This is a genomic window from uncultured Pseudokineococcus sp. (assembly GCF_947495735.1).
Lineage (GTDB): Bacteria > Actinomycetota > Actinomycetes > Actinomycetales > Quadrisphaeraceae > Pseudokineococcus.
Window position 1 is genome coordinate 102,598 of the sequence record NZ_CANMAA010000003.1, and the last position, 18,930, is coordinate 121,527.

General features: G+C 78.9%; 18 protein-coding genes. 10 read left to right on the forward strand and 8 right to left on the reverse strand.

Translation table 11 applies throughout. The annotated features are described in order from the left end of the window. Positions 1-108: 108 nt before the first annotated feature. Complete coding sequence (locus Q0848_RS05760) at positions 109-1,422, reverse strand: TadA family conjugal transfer-associated ATPase (RefSeq protein WP_299035961.1); 1,314 nt, start codon at positions 1,420-1,422, stop codon at positions 109-111. Beyond that, positions 1,419-2,711, reverse strand: a complete 1,293-nt coding sequence (ssd, locus tag Q0848_RS05765; RefSeq protein ID WP_299035962.1) for a septum site-determining protein Ssd — start codon at positions 2,709-2,711, stop codon at positions 1,419-1,421. The genes Q0848_RS05760 and ssd overlap by 4 nt, the downstream gene beginning before the upstream one ends. A gap of 231 nt (positions 2,712-2,942) precedes the next feature. On the opposite strand from ssd, the gene Q0848_RS05770 reads away from it, so the two are divergent. Genes Q0848_RS05770 through Q0848_RS05780 form a run of 3 tightly spaced genes read left to right on the forward strand, consistent with a single transcriptional unit; the run spans position 2,943 to position 5,883 of the window. After that, positions 2,943-3,716, forward strand: a complete 774-nt coding sequence (locus Q0848_RS05770; protein ID WP_299035963.1) for an HAD family phosphatase — start codon at positions 2,943-2,945, stop codon at positions 3,714-3,716. Continuing rightward, positions 3,713-4,843, forward strand: a complete 1,131-nt coding sequence (locus Q0848_RS05775; protein WP_299035964.1) for a hypothetical protein — start codon at positions 3,713-3,715, stop codon at positions 4,841-4,843. Before Q0848_RS05770 ends, Q0848_RS05775 begins: the two co-directional genes overlap by 4 nt. Positions 4,844-4,848: 5 nt before the next feature. Then, positions 4,849-5,883 carry an endonuclease/exonuclease/phosphatase family protein gene (locus Q0848_RS05780; RefSeq protein ID WP_299035965.1) on the forward strand — a complete coding sequence of 345 codons (1,035 nt, stop codon included), beginning with the start codon at positions 4,849-4,851 and terminating at the stop codon, positions 5,881-5,883. 43 nt (positions 5,884-5,926) lie between these two features. Here Q0848_RS05780 and Q0848_RS05785 read toward each other — a convergent pair whose 3' ends face one another. Together Q0848_RS05785 and Q0848_RS05790 are read right to left on the reverse strand one after the other, a co-directional pair. After that, positions 5,927-7,087 (reverse strand): hypothetical protein, encoded by a 1,161-nt coding sequence (locus Q0848_RS05785; RefSeq protein ID WP_299035966.1) that lies wholly within the window; start codon positions 7,085-7,087, stop codon positions 5,927-5,929. Next, positions 7,084-7,575, reverse strand: coding sequence for a hypothetical protein (locus Q0848_RS05790; RefSeq protein ID WP_299035967.1), 492 nt, complete (start codon positions 7,573-7,575; stop codon positions 7,084-7,086). The genes Q0848_RS05785 and Q0848_RS05790 overlap by 4 nt, the downstream gene beginning before the upstream one ends. A gap of 465 nt (positions 7,576-8,040) precedes the next feature. Here Q0848_RS05790 and Q0848_RS05795 point away from each other — a divergent pair, with 465 nt between their 5' ends. The 5 genes from Q0848_RS05795 (at position 8,041) to Q0848_RS05815 (ending at position 13,870) form a co-directional block, all read left to right on the forward strand. Then, entirely contained in the window at positions 8,041-8,349 is a 309-nt protein-coding gene (locus Q0848_RS05795; protein ID WP_366146452.1) for a DUF485 domain-containing protein, read from the forward strand. Further along, positions 8,346-10,016, forward strand: a complete 1,671-nt coding sequence (locus tag Q0848_RS05800) for a cation acetate symporter (RefSeq protein WP_299035969.1) — start codon at positions 8,346-8,348, stop codon at positions 10,014-10,016. The genes Q0848_RS05795 and Q0848_RS05800 overlap by 4 nt, the downstream gene beginning before the upstream one ends. A 114-nt stretch (positions 10,017-10,130) precedes the next feature. Further along, on the forward strand, positions 10,131-12,140 hold the full coding sequence (gene acs / locus Q0848_RS05805; protein ID WP_299035970.1) for an acetate--CoA ligase: 2,010 nt from the start codon (positions 10,131-10,133) through the stop codon (positions 12,138-12,140). 228 nt (positions 12,141-12,368) lie between these two features. Continuing rightward, complete coding sequence (locus Q0848_RS05810) at positions 12,369-12,773, forward strand: phage holin family protein (protein ID WP_299035971.1); 405 nt, start codon at positions 12,369-12,371, stop codon at positions 12,771-12,773. 122 nt (positions 12,774-12,895) lie between these two features. Further along, on the forward strand, positions 12,896-13,870 hold the full coding sequence (locus tag Q0848_RS05815) for an alpha/beta fold hydrolase (protein WP_299035972.1): 975 nt from the start codon (positions 12,896-12,898) through the stop codon (positions 13,868-13,870). 12 nt (positions 13,871-13,882) lie between these two features. On the opposite strand, the gene Q0848_RS05820 is transcribed toward Q0848_RS05815, so the two are convergent. The 3 genes from Q0848_RS05820 to nth are packed head-to-tail and all read right to left on the reverse strand — an operon-like array spanning position 13,883 to position 16,631. Then, a complete protein-coding gene (locus Q0848_RS05820) occupies positions 13,883-15,148 on the reverse strand; it encodes a MarP family serine protease (protein ID WP_299035974.1) in 1,266 nt (421 codons plus the stop codon). Then, positions 15,145-15,918 carry a CoA pyrophosphatase gene (locus tag Q0848_RS05825; protein ID WP_299035976.1) on the reverse strand — a complete coding sequence of 258 codons (774 nt, stop codon included), beginning with the start codon at positions 15,916-15,918 and terminating at the stop codon, positions 15,145-15,147. Before Q0848_RS05825 ends, Q0848_RS05820 begins: the two co-directional genes overlap by 4 nt. Then, positions 15,915-16,631 carry an endonuclease III gene (gene nth, locus Q0848_RS05830; RefSeq protein WP_366146453.1) on the reverse strand — a complete coding sequence of 239 codons (717 nt, stop codon included), beginning with the start codon at positions 16,629-16,631 and terminating at the stop codon, positions 15,915-15,917. Before nth ends, Q0848_RS05825 begins: the two co-directional genes overlap by 4 nt. Positions 16,632-16,831: 200 nt before the next feature. On the opposite strand from nth, the gene Q0848_RS05835 reads away from it, so the two are divergent. Then, positions 16,832-17,353, forward strand: a complete 522-nt coding sequence (locus Q0848_RS05835; protein ID WP_299035980.1) for a hypothetical protein — start codon at positions 16,832-16,834, stop codon at positions 17,351-17,353. A 61-nt stretch (positions 17,354-17,414) separates the two neighbouring features. Then, positions 17,415-18,089, forward strand: a complete 675-nt coding sequence (locus Q0848_RS05840; protein ID WP_299035982.1) for a Crp/Fnr family transcriptional regulator — start codon at positions 17,415-17,417, stop codon at positions 18,087-18,089. Between the two features lie 35 nt (positions 18,090-18,124). Here the strand turns inward: Q0848_RS05840 and Q0848_RS05845 are convergent, their stop codons facing one another. Then, positions 18,125-18,907 carry an MBL fold metallo-hydrolase gene (locus Q0848_RS05845; RefSeq protein ID WP_299035984.1) on the reverse strand — a complete coding sequence of 261 codons (783 nt, stop codon included), beginning with the start codon at positions 18,905-18,907 and terminating at the stop codon, positions 18,125-18,127. Between the last annotated feature and the right edge of the window lie 23 nt (positions 18,908-18,930).

Sequence of the window (18,930 nt, forward strand, 5' to 3'; positions counted from 1 at the left end):
CCTGCGCCCGGCGAGGAGCGGCGACGAGTCGTCGCAGGCGCCGCCCGGCGGAGGGCCCGCGCGGGGCCAGCAGCCCTGCGAGCAGGAGGAGCCCGACCGCTGCCCCCGTCACCGCAGCGCCCCGGCGGGGGCGGGGTCACCGGCGACCGCCGGGCGGGCCGCGCCCCGCGGGAGCAGCCGCTCGCCGCCCGCCGACGCACCGGCGGGCGGCTGCCCGGGGTCCAGGTCGAGGCGGGCGGCGAGGTCACCCCAGGCCGGTCCCGGCCCCGAGGCCGTCAGCGCCGGCACGACGACGAGCTCGTCCCCGCGGCGGCCCACGAGCGCCACCTCCTCCATCCGCCGGCCCCGCGCGTCGCGGCGCAGGTGCAGCACCACGTCCAGGGCGCTGGCCGCCTGGGTGGTGAGCGCGCGGGCGTCGAGGCCGGCGAGCGCGCCGAGCGCCTCGAGGCGGGCGGGCACGTCCGCCGCCGTGTTGGCGTGCACGGTGCCGCAGCCGCCGTCGTGCCCGGTGTTCAGCGCCGCGAGCAGGTCGCGGACCTCCGCACCCCGGCACTCCCCGACGACGAGCCGGTCGGGGCGCATGCGCAGGGCGTGGCGCACGAGCTCGTCGAGGCCCACCGACCCGACGCCCTCGACGTTGCCGTGCCGCGCCTCCAGCCGGACGACGTGCGGCAGCCGCGGCTGCAGCTCCCCGGCGTCCTCGACCAGGACCACCCGCTCCCGGGGGTCGGCGAGGCCGAGAAGGCTCGCGAGCACCGTGGTCTTGCCCGACGAGGTCCCTCCGCTCACGAGGAAGGCGAGCCGGTGCTCGACCACGCGGCGCAGCACGAGCGCCCACCCGGCGGGCACCGACCCCGCGGCGACGAGCTGGTCGAGGTCCATGCCCTCGCGCCGCGGCACGCGCAGGGAGAGCAGCGTGCCGGCGGGCGAGACGGGCGGGAGCACCGCGTGCAGCCGCACGCCGTCGGGCAGGCGCGCGTCGACGCAGGGGCTCGCGTCGTCGAGGCGGCGACCGGCCCCTGCCGCCAGGCGGACCGCGAGGGCCCGGACGGCGGCCTCGTCGCCGAGGCGGACGTGCGCGCGGCGCAGCCCGCGCCCGCGGTCCACCCAGACCGCGTCGGGACCGTTGACCAGGACGTCCGTGACGCCCGGCTCGTCGAGCAGCACCTGGAGCGCGCCGGCCCCGACGAGGGCGGCCCCCAGGCGCGGGGCGACGCGCAGGGCACCCGCCGTGCCGAGCGGCTCGGCGCTCGCGCGCAGCGCGTCGACGACGACCGGGGGCGTCACCGGGCCGCTGCTGCGGCTCAGCGCGGTGCGCACCCGCGCGAGCAGCCGCTCGTCGACGCCCTCCTCGCCGTCGGGCCCCGGCCCGTCCGCGCCGCCGACCGCCCTGCCGCTCTCCCCCGTCCCGGCGTCCTTCACGGGGCACCGGCGGCGGGGAGCCAGCCCGGCGGTGCTGTGGCGGCTGCCGCGACGCGGGCGGGCGCTCCACCCGCCGGGTCGGCTGCCCGCGCGGGCCGGGGACCCGTCGGCGCGCGGCCCGGCGGGGGCAGCAGGTGCTCGAGGAGCTCGGCCGCGCGGAGGAGCCCCCCGCCGGAGCGCTCGCGCGAGAGCAGGGCGCCCTCGGCGGCGCGCGCGGCGAGCGCGGGGTCGTGCGGCACGACGCCGGCGAGCGGGTGCCCGAGCGCCTCGGCCACCTCGTGCGGCCGCAGGCGCCCCGTCGGGCGCGGCCCCGCGCGGACGACCACCCGCACGTCCGTCGGGGACGTGCCCCGGGCGAGGTCCTCCAGCTGGCGGGACGCGGCGACGGCGGCGGGCACCTCGGCGGGCACGACGAGCAGGAGCGGCGCGCACGCCCGCAGCAGGTGCTCGGCCCCGCGGGCGCCGCGGGGCAGGTCGAGGACGACGACGTCGTGGGAGCGGCGCGCAGCGGCGACGACCGCCGCCGAGGCGGGCGGAGGGACGTCGTGGCGCGCCAGGGCCCCCCGCCCCCTGGCCAGGACGTCGACGCCGCCGCGCCGCGGCAGCGAGGCCTCCAGCACGTCGGGCCGCAGCGACCCGCGCACCCCGCGCAGGTCCTCCCACCGCAGGCCCGCCTCGTCCTCCAGACCCAGCAGGAGGTCGGCGCCGCAGCCGAGGGGGTCGAGGTCGGCGAGGAGCACGCGCGGCCCGGCGCCCGAGCGGGGAGCCCGACGGGTGGCGGCGCCGGCCAGGCACGCGGCGAGGACGGAGGCCCCCGCACCGCCGCAGCCCCCCAGCACCCCGAGCACCAGGGCGTCGGCAGGACGCGGGTCGGCCGCCTCGAGCAGCGCCTCGACGAGGGCGTCCTCGTCGTCGGGGAGCAGGAGCACCGCGGACGCGCCGGACTCCAGGGCGGCCCGCCACAGGCCCTCGGGGACGTCGACCCCCGTCAGGGCGAGGCGCCGGCACCCGGGCGCCGGGGGCGGCGCGCCGGCGCCCGGGAGCACCGAGGCGTCCCACAGCTCGAGCGCGCCGGCGGGCGTCGCGCCGCCGGGTCCGCGCGGGTCCAGCACCTCGAGCGGCGCGCCGGCGGCCGCGGCGCAGCGCCGCACCTGCTCCTCCACCCAGGCCGAGGACGAGACGAGGACGACCCTCCCCGCCGGACCGCCGCCGGCGACGTCCCCGGTGGTCCCCGCGGGAGTGCTCCCGGTGCCCCCGGCATGGCCTCGTGCGCGGCCGCTCGTGCCCACGGCGCTCCCTCCGGCCGCGCACCCTGCGCCGCCGGGAGAGCCCACCGCGCCCGACCGCCCCGGCGCCGCGGGCGACCGCCGCCTGGGGACGGACGACGGCGGGGCGGGGGCTGTGCGCACCGTCGGGACACCCCCGCGAGCCGGCCTCCGGGACCCGGGGCGACCAGCCCGTGCGGGTGGTGACGAGCGCTCCGGCACGCCCGCGCCGCAGTCGCCTCCTACGGTGGGGGCGTGGAGGCGACGCCGCACCGACGCCGCGTGGCGCTGTTCGACGTGGACCGCACCCTCGTCTCCCGCTCGAGCGTCCTGGCCCTCGCGGGGCCGCTGCACGCCGCCGGCCTGCTGCCCGTGCGGGCGCTGGCCCGCGCGCTGCGGGAGCAGGTGGCCTTCTCCCTCGGCGGCGCGGACCACACGCGCATGGAGCGCGGCCGGGACCTGCTCGCGGCCCAGGTCGTCGGGTGGGAGGTCAGCGTCGTCAGCGACGTCGTGGAGCGAGCCCTCCACACCCACCTCGCGCCGCTGCTGTTCGCGGAGGCGCGCGCGCTGGTGCGCGAGCACCAGCGCCGCGGCGACGCGGTCGCCCTCGTCACGAGCGCGGCGGCCGAGGTCGCCGAGCCCCTGGGGCGCCTGCTGGGGGCCGACCACGTGCTGGCCTCGCGGATGGCGGTGGAGAGCGGCCGGTGGACCGGGCTGCTCGACGTCTACGCCTACGGCGAGGGCAAGGCGGTGCTCGCGCGCGAGCTCGCCGACGAGCACGGCTACGACCTCGCCGCGAGCGCCGCCTACTCCGACTCGGTGACCGACCTGCCCCTGCTCGAGCTGGTCGGGCGCCCGCACGCCGTCAACCCCGACCGCGCCCTGCGCCGGGTGGCGCGCGGGCGCGGCTGGCCCGTGCTGCGCTTCCGCGCCCCGTCCCGCCGCGGGCCCCGCTCCCGGCGACGACCGGACGGCGCCCCGGTGGCGGGGACGACCGGCCGGGACGGCCCCGCGCGGGACGCCGCGTGAGCCGCGACGAGCTGGGGGGCTCGCCGTGGTCCGCGGCGCCGAGGGCCGCGCCCCGGTGGCGTCCGGACCCGCGGGACGCCGACCGGCTGGACCCGACGCAGCAGGACCCGACGCAGCAGAGCCAGGCGCAGCAGGACCGGACGCCGGGGTTCCCGGCGCGCCCCGCGGGGGCGCCGGACGACGTCCACGACGACCTGGACGCGCCACCGCCGGGCACCACGGCCGAGCGCGCCCAGGACGGCGCCCCGGGCTCCCCGGGGCGGGGGCGCCGCGTCGGGGCGCTGCTGCTGGCGGCGGGTCTCGGCGCCGGCGGGGCGCTCCTGGCCGTCCGCGGGTCGGACGCCGACGGCGCGGCGCTCGTCTCGCTGGGCTCCTACCCCAGCTCCTACTCCGCGGCGTGGGCCGAGGAGGATGAGCTCTCCCTCACGGTGGTCGTGGGCAACACCGGCGAGGAGGACCTGGTGGTCCTCGCCGGAGGCGTCCGCACCGCCGAGGGGGACGCCGTCGGCGAGCTGGAGCCCTCGGGCTTCGCGGCGCCCCGGGAGACCGGGGAGGGCGTCGCCGACCTCCCCTCCGGCGGCACGGCCGTGCTGGGGCTGACGGTGGGCGGCTCGTGCGAGGACCCGCCGGCGTGGGACCCGTGGCTGAGGGTGCGGACCCCGTCCGGCGACACGGCCGACGTCGCCGTGGCGGTCCTCGAGGACGCCGAGTCCGCCCGGTTCGAGGGCTTCGAGGACGCGTGCACCTTCTCCCTCGACGACCAGCCGTTCACCCCCTCCGTCGTCGGGCAGCGCGGCAGCGACGAGGGCCTGGTGCTGGCGGTGCGCAACGACACCGAGTCCCCCTACGGCGTGGAGGTGCTCTCGGGCGGCGTGGCCGGCCTCGAGCTCGTCGACGCGGACGTGGTGCTCGAGCCGTCGAGCACGACCGACGTCGCGGTGCGCGTCGCACCGCGCAGCTGCGAGAGCGCCCTCGAGGCGCCCGACCTCGTCACGGACGTGGCGATCCGGGCGACGCGCTCGGGGGACGGCCAGGGCGCCAGCACCGTCCGGCTCGACCTGGACGTCTTCACCGCGGGCAGCGCCGTCGGCGTCGGCGTCGGCCGGGCCTGCGCGGCGGGGGCCTGACGCGCGTGCTCGTCGGCCTCCTGGTCGTGGTGCTCGGCGCTGCGGCCACCACGACGCGCTGGTGGGACGTCGACCCGGCTCGGCGCGCCGCCCCGCTGGTGGTGCGCGTGCAGGCGCTCGTCCCCCTCGTCGGCCCGGCGGCCCTCGTCGTCCTCGCGCAGGCGCTGGTGGCCGGTGCGGGGTGGACGGCCGCCGCCGCGGGGGCCCTGGTCGCCGTCCACGCGGGACTGGCGCTGCCGGGGTGGTGGGTGGCCGGCGCGCAGCCCGCGGGAGCGGCCCCGGGACCGGCGGGGCCCCGGGTGCGGGTGCTCGCGCTGAACACCTGGTACGGGCGGGCGGACGCCGCCGCGGCGGCCGCGCTGGTGCGCCGGCTGCGGCCGGACGTGCTGGCGCTCGTCGAGGTCTCCCCCGCCGCCCTCGAGCGCCTGGAGCGCGCCGGGGCCACCGACGAGCTGCCGCACCGCGCGGGCCGCGCCGCCGACGACGGCGTCGGCACGCTCGTCCTCTCGCGCTGGCCGGTCGCCGCGCGCGACGACGACCGCCTGGGCTCGCTGCCGGCGCGCGGCACCGCCGACCCGGCCGGGGGCGCCGACCGCACGAGCGACAACCCGCTCGTCGAGGTCGCCCCGCCGGGCGGCCCGCCGCTGCTGGTGCGCGCCGTCCACCCCTACTACCCGGCGCTCGACGACGTCGCCCCGTGGCGGCGCCAGCTGCGCTCCCTGGACCGCTGGGCCCGCGAGCAGGCGGCGGCCCGCCCGGACGTCCCCCTCGTGGTGCTCGGCGACCTCAACGCCACGGCCGACCACCCCGCGCTGCGCCGGCTGCTCGCGCCGCAGGGCCCCCTGGCCCTCACCTCGCGCTCCTCGGGCCGCGGGCGCCCCCGCACCTGGCCCGACGTGGGACCGATGAGCGCCGTCCTCGCCCTCGACCACGTGCTCGTGCGCGGCGTCGTGGTGCGCGCGTCGGGGACCGCGTCGCTGCCGGGGACCGACCACGCCGCTGCGTGGGCCGACCTGGAGCTGCCTCCCGCCGCCCCGTGAGGCCGGCCCTCGTCACGGTCCGGCCCCACCCCGGTTCGGGACGTCAGGTCTCGACGCAGCGCCGGACCTCCGACGTGCGCAGCCGGTCGACCGCCGCGCGGCGGGCGACGTCCTGGCGCCGCCGCTCCTCGCCCGGCGTCCGACGCGCCGTGCCCTCGTACCCCGGCACCTCCCACGGCTCCGGGGCCGGGGGCCCGGGGAGCCCGCCCAGGGCGGCGTCGTAGCCGTGCCCGACGGCGTCGGCCCGCCGGGCCGCGTCCGCGCCACGCCGCGCCAGGAGCCGGGGGACGGCGCCGGCCCCGAGGCTCGCGCCCGCGAGCCCGAGGTGCTCCAGGGCCCGCCCGCCGTCCTCGGCGACGACCAGCGAGAGCCCGGCGTAGCCCAGCTCGCTGCCCGCGCCGAGCACCCTGCTGGCCACCTGCGCCGGCGGCGGGGGCGCCAGGGCGGTGACGCCGGCGAGCGCGGCCGCCCCGTCGGAGGCGGCCGCGATGCGCCCGGCCCGCTGGTGCACGGCCTCCGCGAGGAGGTCCTCCCCCACCCCTCGCTCCAGCACCACGTCGAGGTCGCGCCGCGGACGGACCCATCCGCCGTCGAGCGACGCCGGGCTGCGCACCAGCCCCGTCCACGGTGCCCGCAGCCCGTCGTCCACGGCGGACGCCGCCCTGCGCGCCGCCGCCGCGCCCCGCTCGGCGTGCTCGAGGTGCAGGCGCTGCGCCTCGGCCTCCACGGCCACCTGCCCCGCCGCGGCGCCCTCGAGCAGGTCGCGCGCCCGCGCGTGGGCCGTCGTCCCCGGCAGCCGCCCGCGGACGACGTCCTCGCCCGCGACCGAGCGCGCCACCAGCGCGGCGGCCAGCGACGCCTCGCCCACGGCGTCGCGGGCGAGCACCATGCGGCGCTCCACGTCGTCGGCGCGCGCCTGCAGGCGCGCGAGCGTCCCGGCCCACTCCTCGACGACGGCCGCGAAGGCCTCCACGGACCCGGCGACGAGGCGCAGGCACGTGGGCAGCGCCTCCACGCGCGCGCGGTGCTGCGCGGCTGCCGCGCCCCGCCACGCCGGCGCGTCCGCGCGGGCGTCCTCCTCGCCACGGCGCAGCGCCCGCGCCACGACGCGGAGGTCGTCGGCGACGGCCCGCGCGCCCGCGACGTCCCCCGGGCACGGGTCCCAGCCGAGCGCGGGCAGGTGCCGCCCGCCCGCCCCGCTCATCGGCCCGCCCCGGTGACGGTCGGGTCGGCCGCGACGGCCACCGCGGGGACGGGCGGCCCCGGCGCGGGAGCCGCCGGGGGGACGGGCGGCCCCGGCGCGGGAGCCGCCGGGGGGACGGGCGGGCCGAGGACCGGGGGCGCGGGCGCGAGGACGGCGGGCGGCGCCCCCGCCACGTCGCCGCCCGGGGCGGCGACGGCCTCGCCCGCCCGGGCGACCAGGCGCTGGGCGCCGGCCTCGCACTCGGCGTAGGCCGCGGCCGCCGTCCCGAGGTCGCGCGCCGCGACGTGGGCCAGGAGCCGCAGCGACGCGACGTGGCCCAGCCAGTCCTCCTGCGCCCGCTCGACGGCCTCGACCATGCTCCGGTCCCCCAGGGCGAGCGCGTCCCCCGCCGCCGTGCGCGCCGCCGCGGACTCCAGCTGCGCGGCCAGGTCCTCCAGCCGGGCTCGCACGCGCGCCAGGTCCGCCGTGTCGACCGCCAGGTCAGCCACGCCCGCTCCCTCCCGGCCGCTCCCGGCCGCCCCGCCCTCGACCGGCGACGTCCCGGCCGCGCCCGGTGCCCGGACGCCGCGGCGACGCTAGGGCGGTCTCGGCGCGCGCGCCGGGAGCCTGTGGACGACGGCGTCGGTCGAGGAGGCGGCTCCCGCGGGCGGCGCGGGGCGAGGGGCCCGCGGGACGCCGCACGACACCTCTGGGGACGGAGCGTGACCGAGGCGCCCGTGTGTGGCACCCTCCGACCGTCCCGGGCTGGTGGAGCCCGGCCGCGACGCCCGGCACCGCCGCCGGGCCCGAGGAGGCTTCCCGTGCCCCGACCCGACCCCGCGCGCCCGCACGACGACAGCACGGGGGCGCACGTCCCCGGCAGCGCACCAGACCCCCGCTCCTCCGACCGCAGCGCCACCTCCGGGAGCGCCGCGGGCAGGACCGCCGGCAGCACCCCCTCGAGCCCCTCCGGGCTGGCCACCGCCGAGGACGTGCGCGAGACCCCCGAGTTCGCCGAGCTCCAGCGCACCTTCCGGCGCTTCATCTTCCCCATGGCCGCGCTGTTCCTGGCCTGGTACGCCCTCTACGTGCTGCTCGCGGCTCTCGCCCCGGAGTTCATGGCGCAGCGGCTGGGCGGCAGCACCATCACCGTCGGGCTGGTCCTCGGCCTGGGCCAGTTCGTCTCGACCTTCGCGATCACGATGGTCTACCGCTCCTGGGCCGACCGGACCTACGACCCGCAGGCCACCGCGCTGCGCGAGCGCATCGAGGGCGTGGCGTGAGCGCCGCGACGGTCCTGGCGGCCGCACCCAGCGCGCTCGACGTCGGCTCCCCCGTCCTGAACATCACGATCTTCGTGGTCTTCGTCGTCGTGACGCTGGCGATCGTCCTGCGCGCCAGCAAGAGCACCAAGACGGCGGCCGACTACTACGCCGGCGGCCGCAGCTTCACCGGCCCGCAGAACGGCTTCGCCATCGCCGGCGACTACCTCTCGGCGGCCAGCTTCCTCGGCATCGCAGGAGCCATCGCCGTCTACGGGTACGACGGCTTCCTGTACTCGATCGGCTTCCTCGTCGCGTGGCTCGTGGCCCTGCTGCTGGTGGCCGAGCTCCTGCGCAACACCGGCCGCTTCACGATGGCCGATGTCCTCAGCTTCCGGCTGCGGCAGCGCCCCGTCCGCATGGCGGCGGCCCTGGCCACCCTGGCCGTCTGCTTCTTCTACCTCATCGCCCAGATGGCGGGCGCCGGCGGCCTCGTCGCGCTCCTGCTCGGCATCGAGGGGCTGGTGGGCCAGTACGTCGTCGTGGCCGTCGTCGGCGTGATCATGATCGCCTACGTGCTCATCGGCGGCATGAAGGGCACCACCTACGTCCAGATGGTCAAGGCGGTCCTGCTCATCGCCGGCGCCCTGGTCATGACCGTCTGGGTGCTCGCGCGCTTCGGCTTCAGCTTCACGGCCGTCCTGCAGGGCGCCATCGACACCTCCGCCGCGCAGGGCCTGGCCGACCCCGAGGCGCTGCTCGGCCCGGGGCTGCGCTACGGCTCGAGCGGCCTGACGCTGCTGGACTTCGGCTCCCTGTCGCTGGCGCTCGTGCTCGGGACCGCGGGCCTGCCGCACGTCCTCATGCGCTTCTACACGGTGCCCTCCGGCAAGGAGGCCCGCCGCAGCGTCGTGTGGGCCATCTGGCTCATCGGCATCTTCTACCTGCTGACCCTGGTGCTCGGGTACGGCGCGGCCGCCCTCGTCGGCCGCGAGGACATCCTCGCCGCGCCCGGCGGGGTCAACTCCGCGGCGCTCCTGCTCGCCTTCGAGCTGGGCGGGACGATCCTGCTGGGGCTGATCGCCGCGGTCGCCTTCGCGACGATCCTGGCCGTGGTCGCGGGCCTCGCCATCACCGCGGCGACGTCGTTCGCGCACGACGTCTACGCGAGCGTCCTCAAGAAGGGCACCGTCAGCCCCGACGGCGAGCTCAAGGTCGCCCGCCGCACGGTCGTCGTCATCGGCGTCGTGGCGATCTTCGGCGGCATGGCCGCGATCGGGCAGAACGTGGCCTTCCTCGTGGCCCTGGCCTTCGCGGTCGCCGCCAGCGCCAACCTGCCGACGATCCTGTTCTCGCTCTTCTGGCGGCGCTTCACCACCCGCGGCGCCCTGTGGAGCATGTACGGCGGGCTCATCAGCACCGTCGTGCTCATCGCCTCCTCCCCGGTCGTCAGCGGGCGGGTGGACCCGGTCACCGGCGCGAGCACCTCGATGATCCGGGACACCTCGATCGACTTCGCCTGGTTCCCCCTGGAGAACCCGGGCATCGTCTCCATCCCCCTGGCCTTCTTCCTCGGCTGGCTCGGCACGGTGACGAGCAAGCCGGAGGCCGACCACGACGCGAAGGCGGCCCAGATGGAGGTCCGCTCGTTCACGGGGGCGGGATCGGAGAAGGCCGTCCAGCACTGACGCACCACTGACCGCGCACGACCCGCAGCGCACCGCGGCCGCCGGCTCCTCCCCCGGGTGGGGTCGGCGGCCGCTACCGCGAGACCACGCACCCGCTCGAGGAAGGACTCGGCCATGGCCCAGCAGGAGACCCCGACCGACGCCCAGACGGACGCCCGGACGGGCCACCCGCAGGAGACCTACCCGCCGCCGCCGGAGCTGGCGCGCGACGCCGTCGCCCAGCCGGAGCTCTACGAGCGCGCCTCGGAGGACCGGCTCGCCTTCTGGGCCGAGCAGGCCCGCACGCTGCTCGACTGGGAGACCGACTTCTCCGAGACCCTCGACTGGAGCCGCGCGCCCTTCGCCCGCTGGTTCACCGGGGGCCGCCTCAACGTCGCGCACAACTGCGTGGACCGGCACGTGGACGCCGGGAACGGCGACCGCGTCGCGATCCACTGGGAGGGCGAGCCCGGCGACCGCCGCACCATCACCTACGCCGAGCTGGGCCGTGAGGTGCGCCGCGCGGCGAACGCCCTGCTGTCCCTCGGGGTGCGCGAGGGCGACCGGGTCGCGCTGTACATGCCCATGATCCCCGAGGCCGTCGTGGCGATGCTCGCCTGCGCGCGCATCGGCGCCCCGCACAGCGTGGTCTTCGGCGGCTTCAGCGCCGACGCGCTGCGCAGCCGGGTGGACGACGCCGAGGCCGTCGTCGTGGTCACCGCCGACGGCGGCTACCGGCGCGGGGCCCCCTCGGCGCTCAAGGCCAACGTCGACGAGGCGCTGGGCGACCCGGCCCGGGGCGGCGGCTCGGTCCGCAAGGTCCTGGTCGTGCGCCGGACCGGCCAGGACGTCGCCTGGGACGACGACCGCGACGTCTGGTGGCACGACGTCGTCGACGGCGCGAGCGAGGAGCACGAGGCCCCGGCGCTGGACGCCGAGCACCCGCTGTACATCCTCTACACGTCCGGGACCACGGGGAGGCCCAAGGGGATCCTCCACACGACGGGCGGGTACCTGACCGGGGCCGCCTACACCCATCGCAACGTCTTCGACGTCCGGCCCGAGACCGACGTGTACTGGTGCGCCGCCGACATCGGCTGGGTCACCGGGCACAGCTACATCGTCTACGGCCCGCTGGCCAACGGCGTCACGCAGGTGATGTACGAGGGCACGCCCGACTCCCCGACCCGCGAGCGCTGGTGGGAGATCGTCGAGCGCTACGGCGTCACGCTGCTCTACACGGCGCCGACGACGGTCCGCACGTTCATGAAGTGGGGACCGGAGCTGCTCGAGGGCCACGACCTGTCGAGCCTGCGCCTGCTCGGCAGCGTGGGGGAGCCGATCAACCCCGAGGCCTGGACCTGGTACCGCACGCACGTCGGGTCCGGGCGCACCCCCGTCGTCGACACCTGGTGGCAGACCGAGACCGGCTCGATCATGATCTCGCCCCTGCCCGGCGTGACCACCACCAAGCCCGGCTCCGCCCAGCGCCCCCTGCCCGGCGTCTCCGCCGCCGTCCTCGACGACACGGGCGAGCCCGTGGGCCCGGGGGGCTCGGGCTACCTCGTGCTCACCGAGCCGTGGCCGTCGATGCTGCGCGGCATCTGGGGCGACGACGACCGCTACGTCGAGACGTACTGGTCCCGGTTCCCGGGCAGGTACTTCGCCGGTGACGGGGCCCGACTCGACGAGGACGGCGACGTCTGGCTCCTGGGCCGCGTCGACGACGTCATGAACGTCTCCGGCCACCGCCTCTCGACCGCGGAGATCGAGTCCGCGCTCGTCAGCCACCACCGCGTCGCCGAGGCGGCCGTCGTGGGAGCGACCGACGAGACGACGGGCCAGTCCGTCTGCGCCTTCGTCATCCTGCGGTCCGGGGAGGGCGCGGGCGACGAGGCGGGCACCTCCGGCGAGGAGCTCGTGGCCGAGCTGCGGGCCCACGTGGCCCGGGAGATCGGCGCCATCGCGAGGCCGCGCCAGATCCTCGTCGTCGCCGAGCTGCCGAAGACCCGCTCGGGGAAGATCATGCGCCGCCTGCTGCGCGACGTGGCCGAGGGGCGCGAGACCGGCGACGTCACGACGCTCGCCGACAGCTCGGTCATGGGCACGATCCGCTCGGGGATGGCCTCCTCCGCCGAGGGCTGATCCCGCAGGGCCCGCAGGGCCGCTGGCCGCCGCGTGCGGGCAGCGGCCCTGCGGGCGTCCGGGGGCCGCCTGACGCGCGAGCAGCGCCGGGTCTGCGTAGGCTCGCCGATCGATCGGTGATCACGGGCCCCGCGCCAGCGAGCCACCGGCGGAGGGCACCACCGGCCCGCCCCGCACGGCCCCGACGGGGCCGGCGGACCACAGCACGACGACAGCGGGAGATGCGCAGTGGCGACGAAGGTTCAGCCGGCAGCGGCGACGCAGGACAAGACGATCGGCCAGCTCGTGGTCGACATCAAGACGGACGTCACGGACCTCGTCAAGAGCGAGGTGGCCCTGGCCAAGGCCGAGCTGGCGGACGACGCCAAGGCGGCGGGCAAGGGCGCGGGGATGTTCGCGGGTGCGGCCCTCTTCGGCTTCTTCGCGCTGATGCTCCTGCTCATCGGTGCCAGCCTCACCCTCGCGCTCCTCCTGCCGACGTGGGCCTCGTTCCTCGTCGTGGGTGTCCTGCTCCTGGTCATCGCGGGCGTCCTGGCCCTCGTCGGCAAGAGCAAGATCTCCAAGGTGAAGGCGCCCGAGCGCACGATCGCCACGTCCAAGGACTCGGTCCAGGCCCTCAAGGGCGTCCGCTGACCAGCAGCGACCCGCACCTCCCCCGGGCCCCCGGGGCGCCGTCAGCACCACCGGCGCCCGGGGGCCCGGCTGCGTCGGCCCCCTCCCGGGCCGCGGAGGCGGGCGAGGACCCCCGCCGAGACGTGGCGACCGCCGAGCTGGACGCGGCGGCCGACCCCGTGCTCGTCCCGGGGCCGTGGCAGCACCGGCTGGTCCCGGCCGGAGGCGCGCGCTTCCACGTCGCGGTGTGCGAGCCGTCGCCCGCGGCCCGGCCCGCTGGAGGCCTCGACCGCCCGCGGACCGGCTCCGGCGACGACCTCGTCGTGCTGCTGCACGGCTTCCCCCAGCACTGGTGGGCCTGGCGGCACCAGCTCGTCGCCCTCGCCGCGGCGGGCCACCGCGTCGCCGCCCTGGACCTGCGCGGCTGCGGGGCCAGCGACAAGACGCCCCGCGGGTACGACACCCCCACCCTGGCCGCAGACGTCGCCGGCGTCGTCCGCGCGCTCGGGGCCTCGCGGGCCGTCGTCGTGGGCCAGGGCCTGGGCGGCTCCGTCGCCTGGGCGATGCCGGCCCTGGAGCCCGCGACCACCCGCGCCATCGGCGTGCTGTCCGCGCCGCCACCCCCCACGACGGCGGCCCGCGCGCTGACGCCGCGCCACGTCGTGACGCACCGCCACGCGGTCGGGCTGCAGCTCCCGCTGGTCGCCGACCGCCGCCTGCGCGGCGACCTCGTGCCCGAGCTGCTCGCGCGCTGGGCGGGGCCGGGCTGGCCCAGCCCCGCCGAGGCGCGCCGCTACGCCGCCGCGATGGCTGCGCCCTGGGCCGCCCGGGCGGCGGTGGAGCGCCACCGGTGGGAGGTCCGCTCGCCGCTGCGCCGCGACGGCCGGCGCTTCCGCGCCGCGATCGACCAGCCGGTGGAGGTCCCCGTGCTGCAGGTCCACGGCGAGCTCGACGGCCTCGTGCCGCTGGCCTCCGCGCGGCCGCGGCCCGGGCGCGTCCCCGCCGACCACCGGCTCGAGGTGGTCCCGCGAGCCGGCCACTTCCTCGCCGAGGAGGCGCCGGAGCGCGTCACGGCCCTGCTGCGCGACTGGCTGGCGGAGCTGCCCGAGCGGTCCTGACGGACCGCCGGGTCAGGCCGCGACGCACTCCTGCGTGCTCACCGCACCGGTGGCCGTGGCGGCGACGTCGAGCACCTCGCGGGACTCCGCGAGCGTCAGCGCGTAGCCGGTCGAGGGGTCGTCGACCGAGCGGGCGAACACCACGCCCACCACCCGGCCGTCGAGGTCGAGCAGCGGCCCGCCCGAGTTGCCGGGCTGGACGTCGGCGCGCAGGGAGTAGACCTCGCGCGTGACGCCGGGCTCGCCGTAGACGTCCTCCCCGAGGGCGGTCACGACCTGCCGGACCCGCGCGGCCTCCACGTCGTACGGGCCGTCGAGGGGGAAGCCCACGACGGCGCCGGCCTCCCCCGGCGCCAGGACGCCGCCCAGGGGGAGCGCCGGGGCCCCGAGGTCCGGCACGTCGAGCACCGCGAGGTCGCGCTGGGGGTCGTAGACGACGACGCCGGCCGGCAGGCGACGCCCCTCCCCCGCCACCTGCACCGACGGGGACGCGACGCCCGCCACGACGTGCGCGTTGGTGACCACCCGGCCGGGGGCGACGACGAAGCCGGTGCCCTCCACGCCGCGCGCGCACTCCTCCGCCAGCCCCGTGACCTTCACGACGCTGCCCCGAGCGCCGTCCGCCACCGCCCGGGCCGCCGAGGACGCCGCGGGGTCGGGGGCCTCGACGGGCGCGATGGGCTCCTCGGAGCCGGTGAAGACCCGCGGGAAGCCCTCCGCCCGCAGCGCCGATCCGAGCTCGGTGAACACGGAGCCGGCGTCGACCGGGACGGCGCGCTCCAGCGCCGAGGCGATGCGGCTGTCCTCCACGGCGCGGCTGACGACGGGCGCGGGCGCCGCGCGCAGGGCCCCGGCGGCGAACCAGACGAGCGCGGCGACGATCAGCAGCGACATGACGGCGCCCAGGAGTCCGTCGAGGACCCGCAGGGGCTGCCAGGACACGAGGGCGCGCAGCCGCGAGCCGACGGCCACCAGGAGCGCCTGGCCGAGCAGCGCCGCCACCAGGACGCCCCCGAGGACGAGGACCACGCGCTGCCACGGCGGCTCCCACCCCGCCAGCGCGTCCGGCAGGAGGGCCGCCGCGAGCGCTCCCGCGCCGAGGAAGCCGGCGAGCGAGAGGACCCCGAGCACGACCCCGCGCCGGAAGCCCGAGAGCGCGTAGGTGACGGCGAGCAGGACGACGAGGACGTCGACGACGACCCCGCCGTCCCCGACCGCGGTGGCCAGGTCGCCGCCGACGCCGGCGAGGTCCCCGGCCGCGGCGAGGAGCCCGCTCACGAGGTCACCTCCGCCCGCGGCGGCGCGGGAGCGCTGACCCGCCGTGCGCCGTCCCACGGGCGCTCGAGACCGCCCGCCTCGAGGAGCGCCGACAGCAGCGCCGCGGTGAAGCCCCAGACGAGCAGGCCGCCGACCTCGAACCCCGGGCCCTCGCCGCGCTGGCGCAGGCCGTCGCTCCCGCCCGGCCCGGGCAGGCGCCGGTCCCAGGTGACGACGACGCGGCGGGCGGGGTCGCAGAGCTCCGCGAGCGGGACGCGCAGGACGCGCACCACCTCCTCCGGGGCGCCCGGCGCCACCGGCGAGGGCACCGGCTCCCAGGCGAGCACCGGCGTGACGGCGAAGCCCTCGGGCGGCACGCGCAGCACGGGCATGGTGGCCAGCACCCGCACGCCGCGCTCGTCCAGCCCGGTCTCCTCGCGCGCCTCCCGCAGCGCGGCGGCGACCTCGTCGGCGTCGGAGGCGTCCACCGCCCCGCCCGGCAGCGCGGGCTGCCCGGCGTGGGCGCGCAGCCCCGCGGCGCGCTCGATGACGAGCACGTCGCCCATCTGCTCGACGTCACCCAGCTGCTCGACGTCACCCGCCGAGGCCGTGCCCGGTGAGAGGCAGACCAGGACGGCGGCGCGCCGTCCCTCGCGGCGACCGGGCCGCCCCGCCGACGCGCGGCTCAGCCCGGAGAGCGCCTCGGCAGCCCGGGGCGCCCCGTCGACGAGCGCTCGGACCCAGCCGGGGACCTCCGCCTCGTCGCGCCCGTCCGCGGGTGCGGCGCTCACGCGCGCCCCCGGTCGCGCACGAGGGCGGCGGCGCGCACCGGGTCGGTCTCGCCCGTGCCGGCGGACGGGCAGTCGCGCTGCACCGGGCAGGCGCCGCACGCGGGGCGGCGGGCGTGGCAGGTGCGGCGGCCGTGGAAGATCAGCCGGTGGGACAGCAGGGTGAGGTCCCGCCGCGCGAACAGGGCGTCGACGTCGCGCTCCACCGCCACCGGGTCGGTCTCCTCGGTCCAGCCGAGGCGGCGGACCAGCCGGCCCACGTGGGTGTCGACGGTCGTGCCCGGGACGCCGAAGGCGTCTCCCAGGACGACGTTGGCCGTCTTGCGGCCCACGCCCGGCAGCGTGACCAGCTCCGGCAGCGTCGCGGGCACGCGGCCGCCGAAGTCGGCCACCAGCCGGTCGGCGAGCCGCACGACGGTGTCGGCCTTGGCGCGGAAGAAGCCGGTGGGGCGCAGGACCGCCTCCAGCTCGGCCCGGTCGGCCCCCGCGAGCGCCGCGGCGTCCGGCCACCGCGCGAACAGCGCCGGCGTCACCCCGTTGACGCGCTGGTCGGTCGTCTGGGCGGAGAGCACCGTGGCGACGAGCAGCTCGAAGGGGCTCGCGAAGTCCAGCTCGCACCGGGCGTCGGGGTAGCGCTCGGCCAGCGCGCGGTGGACCCGCCGGGCGCGGCGGACCAGCGCCAGCCGGGACGGCGGCGAGGCGGACCCGACCTCCAGCCCGGGGGCCGGCCCAGCAGCGGACGCGGGGGTCGGCGACGCGGCGGGCGCGCTCGGAGGGGGCACGCCACGACGATAGGCACGCCCTCTGACGATCGGCTGGGCGCACCCGCCGGGCGCTGCCGCCGTGGCCTCCGCGCACGGGTGAGCACGGCCCGCTCCGGCTCAAGGGCCGTCGCGGCGCCGACGACGAGTGGTGCATGGACGAACACCTCGACGAGCTGCGGCAGGTGCGCGCCGAGCTCGTGGCGCGCTCGGAGCGGCTGCGCCTGTGGACGCGGCTCGCCGGCGCGCGCATGGACCTGCTGACGGCCCAGGTCTGCCCTCCCGCGACGGCGGACGAGGTGGCCGAGGACGAGCTGTCCGAGCTGGCCGACCTGGTCCTCGGCACGGGGCCCGCCACGACCACGAGGGGCGAGGACCGCGTCGGCGCGCTCCTGGCCCTGCGCGAGGCCCGGCGCGACCTCGTCCGCCGGCGCGAGCACCTCGACGACCTCGTCTGCTGGTCGACGGCGGAGCTGCTGCTCGAGGCCGCCGCGCCCCGCGCCCGCGCCCGCGTCCCCGGCCAGCGGTCCGCCCGCCCCGGCACCGCCCCGCGCGACGCGCCGGGGGTCGAGCCCCGCCTCGGCGGCGGACGAGCCGCCTCGGCGCGCCTGGTCGTCGTCGCGGGCGCCGCGGCCGACGGCCCCGGCGCGGTGACGTCCACGGCCGAGACGGCCTGACACACTCCCCGCTGAGGACGCCGACCGACCGGCCGGCAGCGGCGAGGACGAGGGGGCGCACGTGGACGAGGTGGTCCGCCGCGCTCCTCTCTTCCGCGGGGTCGGCAGCGCCGCCGCGGAGGCCCTGCAAGCGTCCATGACGCGCGTCGACGTGCCGCGCGGCGGGGTGCTGTTCACCGAGGGCGACGAGGGCGACCGCCTCTACGTCATCGTCGCCGGCACGGTGAAGCTGGGCCGCCGGGCGCCGGACGGCCGGGAGAACCTCCTCGCCGTCCTGGGGCCCGCCGAGATGCTCGGCGAGCTGTCCCTGTTCGACCCCGGCCCGCGCACCGCGACGGCGACCGCCGTGACCCCCGTGGTGCTCGCGGGCCTCGGCCCCGAGGACCTCGAGCGCTGGCTGGACGGCCGTCCCGAGGTGGCGCGGCACCTGCTGAGGGCGCTGGCCCAGCGGCTGCGGCGCACCAACGACTCGGTCGCCGACCTCGTCTTCACCGACGTCCCGGGCCGCGTCGCCAAGGCCCTGCTCGACCTCGCCGAGCGCTTCGGCGAGCGCTCGGGCGCGCAGGTGCTGGTCCCCCACGGGCTCACGCAGGAGGAGATCGCCCAGCTCGTCGGCGCCTCCCGCGAGACGGTCAACAAGGCGCTCGCCGACTTCAGCGCGCGGGGGTGGCTGCGCCTCGAGGCCCGTGCCGTCGTCCTGCTCGACCCCGAGCGCCTGGAGCGCCGCGCGCGCTGACCGCCCTCGCCCGACCCGGCTCCGCGTCGGGCGGGTCACACGTCGGGCGTGCCGTCCTCCCCCGCGAGCGCGGCGAGCGCCGCCCTCGTGGAGCGCTCCGCGGCCGGGCGCAGGTCCTCGGCGAGGCCCGGGTAGACCACCGCCACCACGTCGGCGGCCGTGCGCGCGCCCCCCGCGACGGCCCGGCGCACCTGCGCGAGGCGCTCCCGGCGGTGCGCCGCGTACCGCGCGAGGACGGCGCCGGGCTCGCCCGGGAGCGGCCCGTGGCCCGGCAGGAGCGCCGCGACGGCGCGGCCCGCCACCACGGCGGACAGCCGCTCCAGCGTCGCGAGGTAGGCGCGGAGGTCGCCGTCCGGGTGCGCGACGACGCTCGTGCCGCGGCCGAGCACCGTGTCACCGGTGAGCAGGAGGGGCGGCCCGCCGGGCGCCTCGAGCAGCAGGCAGACGGAGTCGGCGGTGTGGCCCGGCGCCGCGACGACGACCAGCCGGCCGCCGGCCAGAGCCAGCTCGTCGCCGTCGGCCAGGCCCGGGGTGCCGGCCGCGGCGCCGCCCTGCAGCGCCGGGTCCGCCGCGCGCACGGGCGGTCCACCGGCGAGCGCGGCGAACCGGCGGGCGCCGGCGCTGTGGTCGGCGTGGCGGTGGGTCAGGACCACGAGCCCCACCCCGCCCTGCCCGGAGGCCGCCTCCAGCACGCGCCGCAGGTGCGCCTCGTCGTCCGGCCCGGGGTCGACGACGACCGCGGGGCCGGCCCCGGGCGCGCCGAGCACCCAGGTGTTCGTGCCGTCGAGCGTCATCGGCCCGGGGTTGGGCGCCAGCACGCACCGCGCCGCCGGCGCGACCC

Coding starts and splice junctions, on each gene's coding strand:
- Q0848_RS05785 (WP_299035966.1), bottom strand. CDS start 7,087: ATGAGCGGGGCGGGCGGGCGGCACCTGCCCGCGCTCGGCTGGGACCCG.
- acs (WP_299035970.1), top strand. CDS start 10,131: ATGGCCCAGCAGGAGACCCCGACCGACGCCCAGACGGACGCCCGGACG.
- Q0848_RS05835 (WP_299035980.1), top strand. CDS start 16,832: ATGGACGAACACCTCGACGAGCTGCGGCAGGTGCGCGCCGAGCTCGTG.